Annotated in this window: 15 protein-coding genes and 1 tRNA gene; 8 read left to right on the top strand and 8 right to left on the bottom strand. The window is 67.4% G+C overall.

Annotation, left to right across the window (positions count from 1 at the left end; translation table 11 throughout):
- Positions 1-38: 38 nt before the first annotated feature.
- Positions 39-1634, bottom strand: a complete 1596-nt coding sequence (locus tag NED98_RS21380) for a tetratricopeptide repeat-containing sulfotransferase family protein (protein WP_265314415.1) — start codon at positions 1632-1634, stop codon at positions 39-41.
- 197 nt (positions 1635-1831) lie between these two features.
- Here NED98_RS21380 and secE point away from each other — a divergent pair, with 197 nt between their 5' ends.
- Positions 1832-2029: a preprotein translocase subunit SecE gene (gene secE / locus NED98_RS21375; RefSeq protein WP_179510756.1), complete on the top strand. Its 198-nt coding sequence runs from the start codon at positions 1832-1834 to the stop codon at positions 2027-2029.
- A gap of 20 nt (positions 2030-2049) precedes the next feature.
- The gene (gene nusG, locus NED98_RS21370; RefSeq protein ID WP_179510755.1) at positions 2050-2586 is read left to right on the top strand and encodes a transcription termination/antitermination protein NusG; all 537 of its coding nucleotides are present in this window, start codon (positions 2050-2052) and stop codon (positions 2584-2586) included.
- 133 nt (positions 2587-2719) lie between these two features.
- On the opposite strand, the gene NED98_RS21365 is transcribed toward nusG, so the two are convergent.
- Genes NED98_RS21365 through NED98_RS21355 form a run of 3 tightly spaced genes read right to left on the bottom strand, consistent with a single transcriptional unit; the run spans position 2720 to position 5880 of the window.
- On the bottom strand, positions 2720-4114 hold the full coding sequence (locus NED98_RS21365) for a hypothetical protein (protein WP_265314414.1): 1395 nt from the start codon (positions 4112-4114) through the stop codon (positions 2720-2722).
- Positions 4115-4116: 2 nt separating this feature from the next.
- The gene (locus NED98_RS21360) at positions 4117-4833 is read right to left on the bottom strand and encodes a DUF4163 domain-containing protein (RefSeq protein WP_265314413.1); all 717 of its coding nucleotides are present in this window, start codon (positions 4831-4833) and stop codon (positions 4117-4119) included.
- A 12-nt stretch (positions 4834-4845) separates the two neighbouring features.
- Positions 4846-5880 carry a quinone-dependent dihydroorotate dehydrogenase gene (locus tag NED98_RS21355; protein ID WP_265314411.1) on the bottom strand — a complete coding sequence of 345 codons (1035 nt, stop codon included), beginning with the start codon at positions 5878-5880 and terminating at the stop codon, positions 4846-4848.
- Positions 5881-6125: 245 nt separating this feature from the next.
- Between NED98_RS21355 and NED98_RS21350 the strand changes: the two genes are divergently transcribed.
- The 3 genes from NED98_RS21350 to NED98_RS21340 all read left to right on the top strand — a co-directional run bounded on the left by NED98_RS21350 (position 6126) and on the right by NED98_RS21340 (position 9773).
- Positions 6126-6941, top strand: a complete 816-nt coding sequence (locus NED98_RS21350) for an EF-hand domain-containing protein (protein WP_265314410.1) — start codon at positions 6126-6128, stop codon at positions 6939-6941.
- A 79-nt stretch (positions 6942-7020) separates the two neighbouring features.
- Positions 7021-9636 carry a TonB-dependent receptor gene (locus NED98_RS21345; protein ID WP_265314408.1) on the top strand — a complete coding sequence of 872 codons (2616 nt, stop codon included), beginning with the start codon at positions 7021-7023 and terminating at the stop codon, positions 9634-9636.
- Positions 9637-9699: 63 nt separating this feature from the next.
- A tRNA-Gly gene (locus NED98_RS21340) sits at positions 9700-9773 on the top strand.
- A gap of 360 nt (positions 9774-10133) precedes the next feature.
- Here the strand turns inward: NED98_RS21340 and NED98_RS21335 are convergent.
- On the bottom strand, positions 10134-10445 hold the full coding sequence (locus NED98_RS21335; RefSeq protein ID WP_265314407.1) for an ArsR/SmtB family transcription factor: 312 nt from the start codon (positions 10443-10445) through the stop codon (positions 10134-10136).
- A gap of 129 nt (positions 10446-10574) precedes the next feature.
- Between NED98_RS21335 and NED98_RS21330 the strand changes: the two genes are divergently transcribed.
- The 3 genes from NED98_RS21330 to NED98_RS21320 all read left to right on the top strand — a co-directional run bounded on the left by NED98_RS21330 (position 10575) and on the right by NED98_RS21320 (position 13433).
- On the top strand, positions 10575-11309 hold the full coding sequence (locus tag NED98_RS21330; RefSeq protein ID WP_265314405.1) for an SDR family oxidoreductase: 735 nt from the start codon (positions 10575-10577) through the stop codon (positions 11307-11309).
- A gap of 174 nt (positions 11310-11483) precedes the next feature.
- Positions 11484-12230, top strand: coding sequence for a helix-turn-helix transcriptional regulator (locus tag NED98_RS21325; RefSeq protein WP_265314404.1), 747 nt, complete (start codon positions 11484-11486; stop codon positions 12228-12230).
- 54 nt (positions 12231-12284) lie between these two features.
- Entirely contained in the window at positions 12285-13433 is a 1149-nt protein-coding gene (locus tag NED98_RS21320) for an acyl-CoA dehydrogenase family protein (RefSeq protein WP_265314403.1), read from the top strand.
- Here NED98_RS21320 and NED98_RS21315 read toward each other — a convergent pair.
- From NED98_RS21315 to NED98_RS21305, 3 genes are read right to left on the bottom strand one after another with little or no spacing between them, the layout of a single operon-like run.
- Positions 13421-14095, bottom strand: a complete 675-nt coding sequence (locus NED98_RS21315; protein WP_265314401.1) for an acyl-CoA dehydrogenase family protein — start codon at positions 14093-14095, stop codon at positions 13421-13423. The two genes, NED98_RS21320 and NED98_RS21315, sit on opposite strands and share 13 nt — an antisense overlap.
- 1 nt (position 14096) lies before the next feature.
- Complete coding sequence (locus tag NED98_RS21310) at positions 14097-15668, bottom strand: long-chain-fatty-acid--CoA ligase (RefSeq protein ID WP_349293283.1); 1572 nt, start codon at positions 15666-15668, stop codon at positions 14097-14099.
- 23 nt (positions 15669-15691) lie between these two features.
- Positions 15692-18169, bottom strand: a complete 2478-nt coding sequence (locus NED98_RS21305; RefSeq protein WP_265314400.1) for a TonB-dependent receptor — start codon at positions 18167-18169, stop codon at positions 15692-15694.
- Positions 18170-18267 lie beyond the last annotated feature (98 nt).

Below are 18267 nucleotides of genomic sequence, written 5' to 3'. Positions count from 1 at the left end.
ATCAGCTCATCTAATCGTCATGCCCGGCTTGAGCTAATTCACCCGAAGCGCGGCGCCAGCGGATAATGGTCGACCACGTCGCCCAGCGCCGCCTCCAGCGGGCCGAGGTGGGGCGCGAACGGCCGCCATGCGGCATCGCCGCCGCGGAAGATCGGCTTGCGCACCTGTTCGGAGCTCGCCGTGCGCACCGCGCGCTCCGTCTCGTGGAACGACAGGCAGGCAGGCTCGAACGGCAGATCGAGCCGGTCGAGCAACGCGCGAATCCCGGCCTCGGGCGCGTCGACCAGCTCCTCGTGGATCACGCGTATCACCTGCCCCGGCAGCACATGATCGAGATGCGCCATCAGCCGCACATAATCGCGGTAATAGCGCCCCATATCGTCGAGCCCGTAGCTGAACGCCTGCCCACGCGCGAAATGCTGCTTGAAATTGGAGAAGCAGCAGGCGCGCGGATCGCGCCGCGCGTCGATGATCCGCGCATGGGGCAGGATCAGCCGGATCAGCGCGACATGCAGCCAGTTATTGGGCAATTTGTCGATGAAGAACGGCCGTCCGCTGCGCCGCTGCACCGCCGCGCGACGCAGATATTCCTCGCCCAGCCCCGCCGCGTCCTCGGCGGTGAGCGCAGCCAGCCCCGCGGGATAGCCCGATACGCGCCGCACCATCGCGGGCAGGTCGGGAAGCTCGGTCGTCCCCTCCACCTGGCTGTGGCTGGAGAGGATCTGCTCGATCAGCGTCGACCCCGCACGCGGCATCCCGAGGATGAAGATCGCATCGGGCGCCCGGCATCCCCAGCCCGCGCGCGCGGCGAAGAAATCGGGGGTCGCCACCGCGATCATCGCGTCGACCATATCGGTCAGCAATTGCGGATCGTAGCCGAGCTGCGCGCGCCGCATCGCATTACCGGCGGCATAATGCGCAAAGGCGATGTCGGCGTCGCCGCGGTCCTCATAAGCCTTGCCCAGCGCGAAATCGAGGTGAAGCGCATCGTCCTCGACCAGATCGGTGCCCGCTCGTGCCGCCGCCATCGCCGTGAGATCGGCATCGGTAAAGCGCACGGTCTTGAGGTTGGCGAGGCTCCACCACGCCTCGCCCAACGTCGGCTCGGCCGCGATCGCGCGGCGATAGGCGTCGACCCCGTCGGTCTGCCGCCCGACCGTCTTGAGCATATGGCCGTAGCTCATCCACACCCGCGGCTGATCCGGGGCGGCGGCGAGGACGCGTTCGTAGAGCGCGATCGCCGCGTCGAACCCGCCGAGCCGGCCGAGCGCGGCGGCCTTGAGATTGGCATGGCCGATATGATCGGGCTCGGTCGCGAGCAATTCGTCGAGCTCGACCAGCGCCTCGGGCGCGCGGTTCTGGCGATAGAGGACGAGCGCGAGATTGGCACGCGCCGCAGTGAAGGCGGGGGCCAGTTCGAGCGCGCGGCGCAGCAGATTCTCCGCGTCCTGGTTGCGCCCGATCCGCCCGGCCAGCTCCGCCAGCATGCGGATCGCGCGCGCGTCGAACGGATCCTGCTTGAGATAGCCCTTGAGCAACGGCTCGGCGATGTGGAGCTGCCCGTCGTGCAGCGCGATCGCGGCGTCGAGCAGCATCGGGGGGTAAGCGTGGGATTGCGTGGTGACGGTTGCCATCGGCCGCGACGATGCGGGCTAGCGTCGCGCGAAGCAAGCGCTCTGTCCCGCCCGCCGCCACCTCTTGCCTTCCCGTGACGGCGACGCTATCTCCGCGACCCATCCGACAGCGAGGACGGGCTTCACCGTTTCCCTGATGACAGGGAAGCGGTGGCGGACCTATGCCTCGCTCGGCTCGTTTGCGAAGGCACGTAAAAGTGGCGAAGACGTCCCCGATCGAATTCATCCGTCAGGTTCAGACAGAGGCGCGCAAGGTCACCTGGCCGGGTCGCCGCCAGACGGTGATGACCGCCGTGATGGTTCTGATCATGACGACGATTCTGGCGCTGTTCTTCCTCGGCATCGACACGGTCTTTGATCAGATCGTGAAGGGCCTGCTTGCCCTCGCGAAATAACGGACAAGGGTTTCACGCAAATGGCGCGCTGGTACATCATCCACGCTTATTCCGGTTTCGAGGGCAAGGTCCGCGATACCATTTTGACCGAGGCGGAGCGGCTCGGCCTCTCGGCGCTCGTCGAGCAGATCGAGGTGCCGACCGAGACGGTGACCGAGGCGCGGCGCGGCAAGAAGGTGTCGGTCGAGCGCAAGTTCATGCCCGGCTATGTGCTGGCCAAGCTCAGCATGAACGACGACGTCTATCACCTCGTCAAGAACACGCCGCGCGTCACCGGCTTCCTCGGCTCGTCGGGCAAGCCGCAGGCGATCAGCGACGCCGAAGCCGCGCGGATGCTCAACTCGAAGGAGGAAGCCGCCGCCGCGCCGAAGCATCAGGTGAAGGTCGATTACGAGATCGGCGATTCGGTCAAGGTGCTCGACGGCCCGTTCGCGAGCTTCAACGGCACGGTCGAGGAGCTCGATTTCGACAAGTCGAAGGTCAAGGTGTCGGTGTCGATCTTCGGCCGCGCCACCCCGGTCGAGCTCGATTTCGAGCAGGTCGAGCGCAGCAAGTAAGCCGCAGGCGGCACGCGCATAGCCTTGCTATGCGCGAGACCGCCAAGGCCGGCCGGCGGGTCGCGCAGCGAACCCGTCCGACGACGCGGGATTCACTCCCGCGTCGGCCCCTCCGCATCTTGGGCACTCCTCCTCAGTGGCTCAGCCGCCACCCGATCGCGATCACCGCGATCGCCACCGGCGGCACCGCCAGTCGCCCCAGCGGCACCCGCGCGCCGGCCGCCCGCCAGCCGCTCACCGCGAGCACCAGCGCGAGCGCCCCGCCGATCATCGTCCACAGATAGTAACGCAGCTCCGCCGCCACCCCGAGCGGGGCATAGCCGAGCGCGTAGAGCAGCGCCGACCACGCCAGCATCTGCGTCGGGAAGCCGATCGGCGCGCGCATCGCCGCCCAGAGCAGCCCGATCATCGCCGCGATCCACACACACGGCCAGCCGAGCGGCATCTCCCCTTGCCACCGCGCCAGCCGATCGACCGCACGCACCACCACATTCGGCGTGATCGCAAAGCCCCAGTCGTTGGGCGGCGCCTCGACCTGCACCGGGCGGTCGACCGAATCGAGCGTCAGGAAGCGCGTCTCGACGTTCCAATGCGCCAGCCGGTGCTGGGCATAAGCGATCGGGTGCGCGAGGATCGCGCGCAGCCAGAACAGATGCGGCTCGATATGCCCCGCGGCAAAGGCGCGGCGGACATGATCGAAGTCGATCGGGCACGGCTGATCGACCCACCAGGCGTAGCTGTCCCACTTCACCGGATTGTAGCAATGCCGGTTGATCGCGACCGCATCCCTCACCCCGACCGGCGGAAAGCGGTTCTCCCCGGCGTGATAAGTGATCCCGCCGAGATCGAAGATGATCAGCGACAGCTCGACCCCGCTCGGCTTGGCGGCAAGCAGGCGGTTGGCGACCGGCATCGCCGCGGCGAGCAGCGCCAGCGCGGCGACCCCCGCCACGATCATCCGTTTCGGCTGCGCGCGCCAGCTTTCGGGCAAGGTCCACAAAGCGAGCGGCAGGGTGGCGAAGACCGCGTTGAACCGCAGCATCGAGGCGAACACCAGCAACGCCAGCGCGGCCGCACGCAGCGCTCCCTTCCCGCGCGCGGACCGGTCCGCGAAGGCGCATAGCCCGACCGCCGCGAGCAACGCGCCGGTCATCAGACTGTCTTTGATGATCGTCGCCATCAGCGCGATCGCCAGCGGCAGGAGCGCGACGCACCCGATCGCCACCGCCCGCCCGCTGCGCCGCGCGCGCAAGGCGGTGAGGATCAGCAATTTGAACCCGGTGGCGTAGAGCAACAGCTGGAGGATCAACATCGGCGCCGGGCTGTCCGCGAGCGGGAGCAACTGCCGCCAGATCCATTCCATCGCCGGCGGGTGCCAGTCGTCGAAATCGCCGCTCAGCGCCTGATCATATTGCCGGATCGAATCCCAGGTGACGAGGCCGGGCCAATAGGCCAGCGACGCGGCGCACGCGACGACCAGCGGCACGAAGGCGAACAGCCACTGCCGCCGGGTCGCCCGCTGCGTCATCGTCAGCGCGCGACGTCGAACGCGGTGCGATAAGCGGGCTTCACCGCGCGGAGCACCGCAGCGGTGACCGGCAGCGTCACCTCATATTCGCCCTCGGCATAAGGCCCGGCGACATAAGGATCGGCGATCAGCCCGACGCGGTTGATCCGGTTGCGGTTCGACGAGCCGAGCAGCACGGTCAGTTCGCCGATCTTGGGGCAGGCATCGAACGGCCCGTCATGCCCCGGCGCTTCGCCGCGGCGCTGGGTACGGATCGCGTTGAGCCGGTCGCAGAACGCCTGCCCGACTGCCGCCTGCAGTGCGGCGTCGGAAACGAACACCGCCTTGGGCTCCACCCGGCGCTTGGCGGCCTTGTCCCACACCAGCCCGAACGATCCCGGATTGCCGTGCGCGCCGCCGGTATAGCTGTAGACATTGCCCGACAGGCTCAGGAAGCGCGGCGTGTTGGTCACCAGCTTCCATGTCTTCTGCAGCTCATAGGCGCGGAACGGGAAACTGCCCTTGCGCGCCTCCTGCCGTGCCTCGGCGGCGTCGCGCGCCAACGCCGTACGCTGCTTGGCGCGGTCCGCCTCCAGCCACGCGCGCAGCGACGGGATCGCCGCCGCCTCGGCGGGGTAGCTATAGGTAAAGCTGTAATCGGCGGTCTTGACGCTCGACTGCGCCGACGCGCTCGTCGCGATCGCAATCCCCAGCCCCGCCGCGATGATCCTGTTCCTCATCCGCTCGTCTCCTTATTCGCTCCCCACTGCCTCGGCGATCGACCCTAATCCCGCGGCGCGCACCTTCTCCTCGAGCCCGCGCACGATGCGTCGCGCGATCCCCGGCCCTTCATAAACCATTGCACTGTAAAGCTGGACCAGACTCGCACCGGCGCGGATGCTGTCCCAAGCGTGGTCGGCGCTGGCGATCCCGCCGATCCCGACCAGCGGGATTTCCCCGCCAGTCGCCTTGCGGAAATCGCGCAGCCGGGTGAGCGCCAGCGCGCGCAGCGGCTCGCCGGAGAGTCCGCCGGTCTCCGCGGCGTGCGCCGAGCGCAGCGGCGGGCGGCCGATCGTGGTGTTGCTGACCATCAGCGCGCCCAGCCGCCGGTCGATCGCGGCGCGCGCGATCGCGTCGACGTCCTCGGGCTGGAGATCGGGCGCGACCTTGAGGAACACCGGCACCGCGCCTGCCACCGCCGCGCCGACGCGATCGAGCAATTCGTGGAGCGCCCCCACGTCCTGCAACGCGCGCAGCCCCGGGGTATTGGGGCTGGAGATATTGAGCGTCAGATAGCTGGCGTGCGGCGCCATCAGCCGCGCCATCGTGACATAATCGGCAATGCGATCGACCGCCTCCTTGTTTGCGCCGATATTGACCCCGACGATGCCGCCCCGCCCGGCGCGCGCAGCGAGCCGTCGCGCCGCCGCTTCGCCGCCCTGGCTGTTGAAGCCGAAGCGGTTGATCACCGCGCGATCCTCGGCCAGGCGGAACAGCCGCGGGCGCGGGTTGCCAGGCTGCGGCAGCGGAGTGATCGTCCCCACCTCGGCAAAGCCGAAGCCGAGCGCGAGCAGCGCATCGGGCACCTCGGCATCCTTGTCGAACCCCGCGGCGATCCCGAGCGGATTGGGGAAATCGAGCCCCGCCACCGTGATCGCGAGCGCCGCATCCGCCTTCGGTGCGGCCCGGCGCGGCATCGCCTTGAGCGCCGCCACCGACAGGCGGTGCGCGCGCTCCGGATCGAGGCAGAAGATAGCGGGGCGGATCAGGTCGTAAGCGGTCGGCAAGGGCGTTCCCCAGATTCGGTCGACGTTCGGTCGCGTCGCCGCATATACACCGTCACCCCGGCCTTGAGCCGGGGTCCTTTGTGCCTCGGGCTTTACGGCTGGAACCTCTTGCCCCTGCCTTTGCCTCCAGTTCGCCCCCGGCTCAAGACCACACATTTCGGCGCGCCGACAATCATCTCAATGCTGTAATATCTTCGAGACGATCGTCGGCCATGAGGTGCGCGCAAATTTCATCGGGAACTCATGTGCGTCGCTTTTCGCTCCTCTCCGTGACGATGCTGCTCGCGGCCTGCGCCACCGATCGCCCGCCGCCGCGCCAGCACGGTTGGCAAGCGCATCACGCGGAAGGCGGCGACGATCAGCCGCATTATCTGTTCTTCAGCCCGATGGGCGAGCCGTTCCGGGTCGAGCATCCCGACAAGGCGTGGTTCGCCGGTGCCGACACCAACCACGACGGGCGGCTCGACCGCGCCGAATTCCGCGCCGATGCGCTGCGCTTCTTCCATGTCCTCGATCGCAACAACGACGGCGAGATCGATCCCGACGAGATCGACATTTACGAGAACCGCATCGCGCCCGAGATCCGCGTCCGCGACGCAGGCGGCGGGCGGCCTGCTGCATCGTCGAGCGGGCATGGCGGCGGCCGGGGCGGTGGTCGTGGCGGCGGCGGTGGGCGCCGCGGCGGCGGCGGCGGTTTCGGCGGCGGTGGCCCGGGCGGAGGCGGCGGATCGGAACCCGCCGGTCGCCCCGCCTATCCGCAGGCGCAGGGCGCGGCGCGCTGGAGCTATATCGGGCTGCCCGAGCCGGTGACCGCCGCAGACACCAATCTGAACCGCGGGGTCGATACCAGCGAATTCCTCGCCGCCGCCGATCAGCGCTTCATGCTGCTCGATCGCAACGGCGACGGCGTCATCACCCCGGGCGAATTGCCCGCCGTCGATACCCGCGCGCGCGGAGGCATCGGCGGCGACAGGGGCCGTCCGCCGGGCGACCATCCGTTCCGCCGGCCGGTGCCGCCGGACGTCGAGGACGACGATCGCGCCCCGCAACCGGCGCATTAACGCACCGACCATCTTCAGTTCATCTCCACCACGACATTTTCCGGGAACCATGTCGATTCACACACTTCGATCGCGGCTGATGCTCCAATCCTCGCTCGCGCTGGTGCTCGGGGGGCTCGCCCTGCCCGCCGCCGCGCAGGAGGCGGCCGCGCCGGCGAAGACCGCCCCGCCGGCCGAGGCGGCGGAGCCCGAGGATATCGTCGTCACCGGCCAGGCGCTGCCGGGTTCGGTGGTCGGCGACATCCCCCCCGAAAACCGCCTGACCCCGGCGCAGATCCAGGCCTATGGCGTCAGCTCGGTCAGCGATCTGCTGGCGGAGATCGCCGATCAGACCACCAGCATCCAGGGCCGCGACAACAGCGGCCCGGTGGTGCTGGTCAACGGCAAGCGCATTTCGGGGATCAACGAGGTTGGCGACCTGCCGACCGAGGCGATCCTGCGCGTCGATATTCTCCCCGAGGAGGTCGCGCTCAAATACGGCTATAGCGCGTCGCAAAAGGTGGTGAACATCATCCTGCGCCGGCGCTTCCTCGCGCGCACCGTGGAGGCCGGCGGCGGTGCGGCGACCGAGGGCGGCGGGGGCAATGCCAACGGCGTTATCGGCTACACCCGCATCCACAACGCCCAGCGCCTCAACATTACCGCGCGTGCCAAGGCGAGCGCGGCGCTGCTCGAGGATCAGCGCGGCATCGTCCGCGACCCCGCCGACGCGACCTCGCGCAATCCCGATGCGGGCGACCCCGCCTATCGCACGCTGAGCCCGTCGACCCGCAATTATTCGGTCAACGGGACCTATGCCTATCAGATCTCGCCGAAGATCACCGCCTCGCTCAACGGCACCGCGGGCTATCAGACGAGCCGCGGGCTGATCGGCGGCGCCCCCGTCTCCGACGATCCCGACGCGATCGTCGCGCTGCGGCAGGATAGCGACACCTTCACCGGCCATGCCGGGGTGACGCTCAACGCCGATCTCTCGCCGACCTGGAAGCTCTCCTTCACCGGCACCTATGATCATAGCGACACGCGCAGCGACAACGATCGCTTCCAGACCGCCGGGGTGCGCGGGCAGCATGCGATCGCGATCACCAATACCGCCGGCGCCTCGCTGCTCGCCAGCGGGCCGCTATTCTCGCTGCCGGCGGGCAAATTGCGCACCTCTATCAGCATCGGCGGCAACGCGAGCCAGTTGAGCTCGACCACCGATCGTCTCGGCGGCGCGACCCTGTCGACCGCGATCGCGCGCTCGACCGGCAATGCCCAGCTCAGCTTCGACATCCCGATCGCGAGCAAGAAGGCCGGCTTCCTCGGCGCGCTCGGCACCTTGACCGCCAATGTCAACGGCGCGGTCAACCAGCTTTCCGATTACGGCACGCTGGCGACATTCGGCTATGGCCTCAACTGGACCCCGCGCACCGGGATCACGCTGATCGCCTCGGTCAACGAGGATCGCGTCGCGCCGACGCTGACGCAATTGCGCGGGCCGCTGCTCACCGTGCCCAATGTCCGCATCTTCGATTATGTCACCGGGCAGACGGTGCAGGTGACCCAGATCACCGGGGGCAACCCCGATCTGAAGGCGGACGACCGGCATGTGTTCAAGCTCGGCTTCTCGCTCAAGCCGGCATCGAAGCTCGATCTGACGATCAACGCCAATTATCTCAGCAGCCGGGTCAACAACCCGATCGGCAGCCTGACCGGCGCCAGCCTGTTCGCGCAGAACGCCTTCCCCGACCGCTTCGTGCGCGATCCCGACGGCATGCTGGAAAGCGTCGACGCGCGCCCAATCAACTTCGCGCGCGAGGATCGCGAGCAGTTCCGCTGGGGCATCGTCTTTTCGAAGGTGCTGCGCGCAGCGACCCGCCCGCCGATGCCGCCCGGCGGCTATCCGTGGCGCAACCGCGGCGAGGGGCGCGGCGAAGGACGCGGCGCGGGTGGCGGCAACGAAGGCGGCGATCGCGTCGTCCGGTCCGAAAGCGACGGCACGATGCCTCCGCCCCCGCCGCCGGGTGACGTTACGGTCACCGGCCAGCGGCCGGCACCGGACATCGACAACGGCCCGCCCCCTCCCCCCGCCGACGGCATGATGCCGCTACCGCCCCCGGGCGGCGCGGGCGGCCCGCCGGGTGACGGCGGCGGCTTCGGCCGCGGCGGTGGCTTCGGAGGCGGCGGCTTCGGCGGCGGCCGGCGCGGCGGCGGCTTCGGCCGCAACGCCGGCGGCAACGAGGCGCGGCTGCAGCTGTCGATCTGGCACACCTGGTCGATCCGCGACACCTTGTTGCTGCGCGACGGCACCCAGCCGCTCGACCTGCTCGCCGGCGACACGATCGGCGCGATCACCCAGCCGCGGCATCAGGTGCAGTTCAACGCTGGGGTGACCGACAACGGCATCGGGCTGCGGCTGACCGGCAATTGGCGCGCCGCGGCGACGACCCGCACCTCGGCCACACCAGCGGTGGGCGACCTGCATTTCTCGTCGCTGGCGACCTTCAACCTCCGGCTGTTCGCCAATATCGCGCAGCGGCTGCCCCACGAAAGCTGGGCGCGCGGGCTGCGGCTGACGCTGGCGCTCGACAATATCTTCAACAGCCGCCAACGCGTCACCGATGCTACCGGCGCGACGCCGCTCGCCTATCAGCCGGGGTATCTCGACCCTTATGGGCGAACGATCAGCCTGTCGCTGCGCAAGATGTTTTAACGACGAAATGCATGTGCGCTGTTGACCGAGCCGCCCGCCCTGTGGCAGGCGGCCGCTCGGAACGCGGGTGTAGCTCAATGGTAGAGCAGAAGCTTCCCAAGCTTACGACGAGGGTTCGATTCCCTTCACCCGCTCCAGTTTCCCATCCAAAAGCGTCCGAAGCAGCCTAGAAAAACGGCTGATTTCCTAGTAAAATTGGGCATGACCCGTCCAGTGCGGTCCTCCCCAATCCACGCTCATCCGACGAGATTTGGGGGTCACGGCACTTTCGCGATTCGAAGTATTCCCCTTCGCTGGCGTCGCTCGTCCAGAAAACGCGCACAGGTCTTCCCTCGTCGAGACGCGAATGTCTGCTCACGCCGGAACCGGTCATTCAGCGGGGGACCACTCCATCTCGATATCAGCCACAATGGGCCGCCCATCGCCTGCTGACGGCGACATGGCTTGAGAACGTCGTAATCAGGGGCATATCCAATCTCGAAAGCTGCCGCCGGACGTCAGTAAAGATTGTTGGCGAGAACGGCATCGAGAAGCCCCGGAAAACGCTGGTCAAATTCGGCACGGCGCAACGTGTTGATCATCTCGCGCCCTGCCTGCTTCGTCTCTATCAGCCCGGCGGCGCGCAGCAGTTTGAGATGGTTGGACAGCGTACTCTTGGGAATCGAATCGCACGGCGCGGCGCCCGTGCAGCTCAATTGTTGCGTTGCCGCCAGCCTCGCGATCATGCCCAGTCGGTTGGGATCAGCCAGAGCATGAAGCGCCAGATCGAGCGGAACGTCGTCCAGCCGGGGATGGGTGAAGCGAGGCATGAGACAGATATAGGAAGAGCGAGTTGATTTAATAGTTCGGGAATATTGAACTGTTAGACCGCGGCTCCATATCCCCGGCTGCCGACAGCGCACGATGGCGTGATCGCGGGCCATTTTTGGAGTATTTGCATGTCACTTCTGGGCAAGAAGGCGCTCGTCACCGGTGGATCGCGCGGGATCGGCGCGGCGATCGCCAAGCGGCTGGCCGCGGACGGTGCCGCGGTCGCGATCACCTATGCCGGCAACAAGGCGGCAGCCGATGCCACAGTCGCTGCGATCGAAGCTGCGGGCGGCACCGCGTTCGCCTTCCAGGCCGATGCCGCGGATCCCGCTTCGCAACGCGCCGGCGTCGAGCGGGCAGCGGCGGCACTGGGCGGCATCGACGTGCTGGTCCACAATGCCGGGGTCGCCGAATTCTCGGCTGTGGAGCAGGATACCGACGAGGTCTATGATCGCCAGTTCGCGGTCAATGTGAAGGGAGTGCATGTCGGCACGCGCGCGGCCTTGCCTCACCTCCGCGATGGCGGGCGTATCATCCTGATCGGCAGCGTCTCCGGCGAACTCGCCTTTCCGGCGACGGCGGTCTACAGCGCGACCAAGGCGGCGGTCGCGGCGCTCGCGCGTGGCTGGGCGAAGGACCTCGCGGCGCGCAACATCCTGGTCAACGCGGTACAGCCGGGGCCGATCGATACCGACATGAACCCGGCCGACGGCGACTTCGCGCAACAGATGATGTCGTTTATCCCGCTCGGCCGCTACGGGAAGGTCGAGGAAATCGCGGGCGCGGTCGCATTCCTGGCCGGACCGGACGCCAGTTACATCACCGGGACGACGCTCAACATAGACGGCGGCACGGCGGCCTGAGTATGAGTGGCCAGTTCCTTCTCCACAAGCGGCGGAGGAACTGGCTGACCGCCGGAACCGCATCGGGCAATGCCCCTTTGGCAATTGTGCCGGACCAGAAGCAGCCTTCGACAACGCGCCTCCATTGCGACACAGCTTCTTTCCGTCCAAGGCGGTGCCCGAGAGGGCGCCAGCATGAATCAGGGCTCGATGCCGGAATTATCGTGGGAGGCGGTCGATCGCCTGGCGGCGGCGGTCGCGGCGGCTGGCCGGCGTGCGGGGCTGCCCTACGTCGCGGTGCAGAGCGATCTCGGCGATCCCAAACCGATGACCGACGGCAACGGCCACGCTTATGCCGAATCGCTGCCGTGGGTCGACGCCGGGGCGGCTTATTGGCGCGATCGCGCGCTGGCGCTGCGGTCGAGCTTCCTGCTCGCCGCGCGGGTGTTTGCCGAGCCGATCTGGTTTGCCGAGGGACGGCTCGGCTCGTGGCGCCCGACGCACAGCCTCGACGCGATCGACTGTTCGCGCGTCACCGAGGAATTCGGCTATACCGGCGCGATCATCGCCCCGGCGCATCTCGCCGGGGGGCAGGTGGGGGCGGTGGTATGGGTGACGACCGCGCCGATCGACATACCCGCAATATTCGCGGCGCATGCCGCGGAGATGTTCACCACCGCGCTGCAATTCCTCGCCGCGCATAGCGAATTGGCGACGCGGCGCCGCCGGCTGACCCCCGCGACGCTTTCCCCACGCGAGGCGCAATGCGTGCGCTGGGCGGCAGCGGGCAAGACCAATGCGGAGATTGCCGCGATCCTGTCGCTGTCGGTGTCGACCGTACGCTTCCATTTGCGCAATGCCGCCGAAAAGCTCGGCGCGGCGACGCGTGCGCGGTTGATCCAGCTTGCGACGGCAATGGGGTTTCTAGGGCGGCATGTGTAACCCCTGACGCCTGTGTCAGGTGGACAGCGCGCGCGTTCCACGCATGATGCGTCAATGGATCATCTGTTGACCCCCGAAACGCGCGCCTTCCGTGATGAGGTGCGCGATTTCCTGCGCGACAATCTGCCCGCCGATCTCGCGCGCGCCGCGCGGCGCGCGACCAGCGTGTTCATCCACCCCGATATCTCGCTGGCGTGGCAACGCATCCTCCATGCGCGGGGCTGGGCCGCGCCCGATTGGCCGGTCGATTATGGCGGCCCCGGCTGGGACGGCATCCGGCGCTATATCTTCGCCGAGGAATGCGCCCGCGCCCACGCCCCGTCGCTCGCGCCGCAGGGGCTGAAGATGGTCGCCCCGGTGATCATGCATTATGGTAGCGCGGCGCAGAAAGCTGCGCTCTTGCCGCGCATTCTCTCAGGCGAGGATGTTTGGTGCCAGGGCTATTCGGAGCCGGGGGCGGGATCGGATCTCGCGGCGCTGCGCATGCGCGCGACGCGCGACGGCGACGATTATGTGCTCAACGGCTCCAAGATCTGGACGACCCACGCGCAATTCGCCAACCGCATGTTCTGCCTCGTCCGCACCAGCGCCGAGGGGCGCCCGCAATCCGGGATCACCTTTCTGCTGCTCGATATGGCGACACCCGGGATCACCGTCGCGCCGATCCCGACGCTCGCGGGCGAGCATGAGTTCAATCAGGTGTTTTTCGACGACGTGCGCGTGCCGGTCGCCGGGCGGCTGGGGGCGGAGAATGACGGCTGGACGGTCGCCAAGCATCTGCTGACCTTCGAACGCGGCGGGCGCTATGCGCCGAGCCTCGCCGCACATCTCGCGTCGATCCGCGCGGCGGCGGAGCAGACCGGCTGGCTGGCGCATGACGGCAACCGCGAGCGGCTGGCGCGCGAGGCGATCGCGATCGATGCGTTGCGCGCGATCGAGATCGCGGCGCTGGAGGGAAGCGGCCCGTCGGACGCGACGCGCCCCTCGATGCTCAAGGTGCTCGGCACCGAGACGTCGCAGCGGCTCGATCATCTCGCGCTGGAGATGGCGGCGTTGTGGGACGGCGCGCTCGACGATGCCCCCGATGCGATTGCGGTGGCGATGCCGCGCTATCTCAACAATCGCGCGGGGAGCATCTATGCCGGGTCGAACGAGATCCAGCGCGATCTGATCGCGCGCGTCGTGGTCGATCAGGCGGCGTAGCGCGCGAGATGCGCGCGAGCGCCGCCGTCGCCCTGCATCAAGGCGCAGGCGCGGCGGAAATAGCCGCCGACGCGCAGCTCCGCGGTCAGCCCCATCGCGCCGTGAATCTGCACCGCGCCCTCGCCGACGACGCGCGCTGCATCGTCGCATATCACGCGGGCGGCGCTCACCGTGCGCGCAGCGTCCTCGCCGCCAAGGGTCAGCGCATCGATCGCCGCGCCGGTGATCACTTCGGCCTGTTCGAGCGCCATCGCCATATCGGCCATGCGGTGGCGCAGCGCCTGAAAGCTGGCGATCGCGACGCCGAACTGGTGGCGTTCCTTGGCGAACAAGGCGGCGTCGCGCAGCATCGTGCGGCACAGCCCGACCATTTCGGCGCAATGCAGCACCGCGAGGACGTCGGCCGCGGCATTGCTGGCGTCGCCGCGCCTGGCGACCCAATATTCGGCCCAGGGGAGCGCGGCATTGGCGCGGCCGAGCGCAGCGGCGACGACTGCGGCGTCGCGCAGATCGGTGCCGAGCCCGCCGTCCGCCTCCGCCACGCCGAGCGCGTCGAGCCCAGTCGCTTCGATCGCACCGGCCCAGTCGATTGCGCCGCGCGCCAGCGCCGCATCGAGCGTGTCGGCGAGCATCCGTTGCTCGTCGGTGCGCGCGAAAGTCATATCAAACTACCTTTCTATCGTGCCCGGCCCAGAAGGGCGCGCGCAGCTCGCGGCGGAGAATCTTGCCGGCGGGATTGCGCGGCAGCGCGGCGACGAAGTCGACCGATTTGGGGCATTTGAATCCTGCGATCCGTGCGCGGGCGTGCGCGATGATCGCGTCCGCATCGGCCTGTTCGCCGGGTTTCAGGACCACGATCGCCTTGACCGCCTCACCCCATTTCGCGTCAGGCACCCCGATCACCGCGACATCCGCCACCGCGGGATGGCCGTAGATCGCGCTTTCCACCTCGGCAGGATAGACATTCTCCGCGCCGGTGATGATCATGTCCTTGATGCGATCCTGGATATAGAGATAGCCCTCCGCATCGAGCATGCCCGCATCGCCGGTGCGCAACCAGCCGTCGCCGATCAGGGTCCTGGCGGTTTCCTCGGGCTTGTTCCAATAACCGGGGGTGTTGTTGGGGCTGCGGATCGCGACCTCGCCGATCGTATGGGGCGGGAGCATGTGGCCCGCGGCATCGATGATCCTGAGCTCGACTCCGGGCAGCGCCTTGCCGGCCGCGGTCATCTTATGCTCGCGCCCCGGAAGATGATCCTCGGGCGGCAGCGCGACCACCGCCCCCCAGGTCTCGGTCATGCCATAGACCTGGACAAAGCCGCAGCCGATCCGCGCCAGCGCCTGCTGAAGCAGCGGCAGCGGGATCGGGCTGGCGCCATAGGACAGCGTCTCGATCGACGAGAAATCGGCGTCGGCGGCCTTGGGATGCTGGAGCATGATCCCGATCGCGGCGGGGACGAGGAACAGCCGCCGCACGCGATGCTCGGCCACCGCGTCGATCACCGCGCCGGGATCGAATTCGGCGTGGACGATCAGTTCCTGCCCGCTGTTGATCGCCCCCAGCACCACCCCGACACCGCCGATATGGCCATAGGGCATCGCGATGATCGTGGTGTCGCCGGGATCGGCGAGCAGCCAGTCGATCCCGGCGGCGATCATATTGGCACGCTGGCGGATGCCGTTGGCGTGGCTCAGCATCACGCCTTTGGGCAGGCCGGTGGTGCCTGAGGTGTAGAGCTGGAGCACGATATCGTGTTCGTCCACCACCACTGCCGGCGGCGTCGCGGAAGCGGCATCGCGGAACGCGCGGTAACTCGCCTCGTCCATCGATCTGACCGCCAGCCCGCGCGCCGCTGCCGCGTCGCCGATCGCCGCGAAAGCGGGCTCGACGAATAGCGCCGCCGCATGGCTGTCGGCCAGGATATGCGCCACCTCCGGCGCGGCGAGCCGCCAGATGATCGGCACGAACACCACGCCGGCGCGTGCCGCGCCCAGCGCGAGTTCGATCGAATGATCGCTGTTCTTGCCGAGATAGGCGATCCGGTCGCCCTTCTTCAGCTCCATCGCAACCAGCGCATTGGCGACCCGATCGGCATGCGCGTCGACGTCGGCGTAACTGGTCACCCGCCCCGCGAAGCGCAGCGCGATCGCGTCGGGGCGCTCGATCGCGTGGTGGCGGAGCGCTGCACCGAAAGTCGTGGGGAGCGACATGGTCTCCGCATCATCATCAAGCACATCCCGCTCCCCGATCACCGTCTTCAGAACCGGAAGGCCGCGGTGGCGCCCCAGGTCCGCGTCTGCCCGGGGAAACGCACCACGACATTGGCGTTGCTCGCCACCGCCGTCCAATAATATTGGTCGAACAGGTTGCGCGCCCACAGGCTGAACGCCCAGCTATCGTCATTGGCTTTCACCCCGATCCCGGCATTGACCGTGGTATAGGCCTTGATGTCGTAGAGCGGGTTGATCTCGAACACCGTCGTCTGACGCGATTGATAGCGGACATTGGCGTTGGCGGTGACATTGAGCCGATCGCTGACCGGCTGATCGATCAGGGCGGTGCCCGAAAGCGTCAGTTCCGGGCTGTAGATGAAGCGCGCGCCGGCGAAATTCTGCGTCTGCCCGGCGGCGTTGGTGCCGATATAATCCTTGATCCTGGTCTTGAGCCACAGGGCGTTGCCGATCAGCGTGAAGGCGTTGGTCGGGCGGATCGTCAGCTCGCCTTCGACGCCATAGGCCTCCGATTTGGGCACGTTATCGAGCCGGGCGAGCGCGGTGTAGATCGGATCGGCGAAATAGGTGCTGATCTGCTTGTCTTTGTAATCATAATAGAAACCGGCGAGGTTGAGCTGTACCTTGCGCTCGAGGAACCCCAGTTTCGCGCCGATTTCATAAGCGGTGAGCTGTTCCTGCTTCACCGGCCCGTTCTGCCGCGCGATATTGGCGGCGTTGATCGGGGTCGTCCCCGATTTATAGCCGCGCGAGATCGAGGCGTAGAGCAGGGTCGTCGAACTCGGGGTGATATCGAGCGCCGCGCGCCACGCGAAATTGTCCTCGTCGATCCTTGAGGAGACCAGCCCGAAGCTGTTGGTCGCGGGGTTGTAGGTATTGCACTGGTTGGCGCTGATCGGCGCGGCGAGCTGGCCGTAGAGTTGGAAGAACAGCGCGCGATTGGCGAGGTTGACGTTGGGCAGCATGCTGCCGTTGAAGTCGCGCGAGCAGCCGGCGTAATCCTGTTTGTCGCGAGTATAGCGCCCGCCGAGGGTCAGCTTGATCAGATCGGAGAAAGCATAATCGGCATTGGCGAAGATGCTCCATGTCCGCGTGTCGATATTGCCGACATCGCGATAGGTGCGGAAGGCGGTGGCGGCGTCGGTGAGTGTGTAGCCGAAGACGTTGAACGGCGAGGCGAGCAATTGCGCGGTGCCGGCGCGCACCAGCCCGACATTGGCATTCTGCCCTAGCAAGGTGCGGTTGCTGTCGAGGATCGTATCCTTGGCATAATAGCCGCCGATCAGCCAGTTATACCCCGCGCCGTCGCCCTCGACGCGCAATTCCTGCGCGAAGCTCTTGATATGCCCCACCGCATTCTGGATCAGGATTTCATAGGGCACCCCCGACCAGTCGAACGTCGCCTGCCGATCGAACTCGTTATAGCCGGTCAGCGAGACGATGCGCGCATGATCGGACAGGTTGAGCTGGATGCGCCCCTTCAGCCCGACGAACCAATTGTCTTCCGCGAGCGGCCCCGACAGCCCCGCGCCGCGCCCGATATTGGCCGAGCGCGCGGCGGTCGGATCCCAATCGGCCTGGCTGCCGCTGGTGGGGACATTATTGGCGATATAGCTCGCCACCCCCGGCGCGTTGAACAGGCTGGCGGTCGATCCGCTGCCCGGCGTGGTCGCGGGGGTGAAGCCGATCCCCTGTCCCGCGACGGTATCGGATTTGTTGACCCAATAGGTCGCCGAAAGGTCGATCTGGAACGGCCCCGGCTGGAAGGCGAGCGAGCCGCGCACGCCATAGCGCTTGACCTTGCCGAGCCGGTCGCCGCGGCTGTTGCTGATCTGCCAGCCCTGATCGCTCAGGTCCACGCGATAGCCGAGCCGCGCCTGTATCCCCTGCGCGATCGGCCCGGTGACATAGCCGCCGACGTTGAGCGTGCGATAATTGCCGACGTCGATGCTCATCGCCCCCGACGGCGCCTCGCTCGGCTTGCCGGTGACGAAGTTGATCAGGCCGGCGGTCGTATTGCGCCCGTAAAGCGTCCCCTGCGGCCCCTTGAGCACCTCGACCCGCTCGATATCGATCATCGGGCCGGTGTTCATGATCGGATAGGCGTAGGCGACCTCATCGGTATAGGTGCCGACGGTGGAGGTGGACGACAGGTTGATCGTGTTGAAACCGATCCCGCGCAACGTATAGGTCGGAACGCCTTGATAGCTTTGCGCGACGGTGAAGCTCGGCACCACCGCGGCGAGATCGCGGACGTTGTTGACGCGCAATTCCTGCAAGGTCTCGGCGGGTAGCGCCTGGATCGACATGCCGACGCTGTTGATCGATTCCGCGCGGCGCTGCGCGGTGACGATGATGTCGCCGGGCACCGGCTGCGCGGCGGCGGCGGGTTTGGCGCTATCGGGGTCGGCCTGTTCCGCCTGGGCGGCGCCTGCTGCGGTCAGTGCGACCGCCGCCGCGCCGCTCTTGAGCATGATGCACAGATGCCGGATCGTCCTGCTCATGGATCCTCTCCTGGATGGCGGCTTCTGCGAGCCGATTGCCAGAAGAGGCTAGCAGGCCACCCGGACCGGGGGCCCCCCCCCCAAAAAAAAGGGGGGGC

Origin of the sequence: Sphingomonas lycopersici, assembly GCF_026130605.1 — a bacterium.
GTDB classification, from domain to species: Bacteria; Pseudomonadota; Alphaproteobacteria; order Sphingomonadales; family Sphingomonadaceae; genus Sphingomonas; species Sphingomonas lycopersici.
Note: the sequence above shows the minus strand (reverse complement) of the source record. Positions and strands in the feature narration are given on the sequence as shown.

Coding starts and splice junctions, on each gene's coding strand:
- NED98_RS21380 (WP_265314415.1), bottom strand. CDS start 1,634: ATGGCAACCGTCACCACGCAATCCCACGCTTACCCCCCGATGCTGCTC.
- nusG (WP_179510755.1), top strand. CDS start 2,050: ATGGCGCGCTGGTACATCATCCACGCTTATTCCGGTTTCGAGGGCAAG.
- NED98_RS21365 (WP_265314414.1), bottom strand. CDS start 4,114: ATGACGCAGCGGGCGACCCGGCGGCAGTGGCTGTTCGCCTTCGTGCCG.
- NED98_RS21360 (WP_265314413.1), bottom strand. CDS start 4,833: ATGAGGAACAGGATCATCGCGGCGGGGCTGGGGATTGCGATCGCGACG.
- NED98_RS21345 (WP_265314408.1), top strand. CDS start 7,021: ATGCTCCAATCCTCGCTCGCGCTGGTGCTCGGGGGGCTCGCCCTGCCC.
- NED98_RS21335 (WP_265314407.1), bottom strand. CDS start 10,445: ATGCCTCGCTTCACCCATCCCCGGCTGGACGACGTTCCGCTCGATCTG.
- NED98_RS21330 (WP_265314405.1), top strand. CDS start 10,575: ATGTCACTTCTGGGCAAGAAGGCGCTCGTCACCGGTGGATCGCGCGGG.
- NED98_RS21325 (WP_265314404.1), top strand. CDS start 11,484: ATGAATCAGGGCTCGATGCCGGAATTATCGTGGGAGGCGGTCGATCGC.
- NED98_RS21320 (WP_265314403.1), top strand. CDS start 12,285: ATGGATCATCTGTTGACCCCCGAAACGCGCGCCTTCCGTGATGAGGTG.
- NED98_RS21315 (WP_265314401.1), bottom strand. CDS start 14,095: ATGACTTTCGCGCGCACCGACGAGCAACGGATGCTCGCCGACACGCTC.
- NED98_RS21305 (WP_265314400.1), bottom strand. CDS start 18,169: ATGAGCAGGACGATCCGGCATCTGTGCATCATGCTCAAGAGCGGCGCG.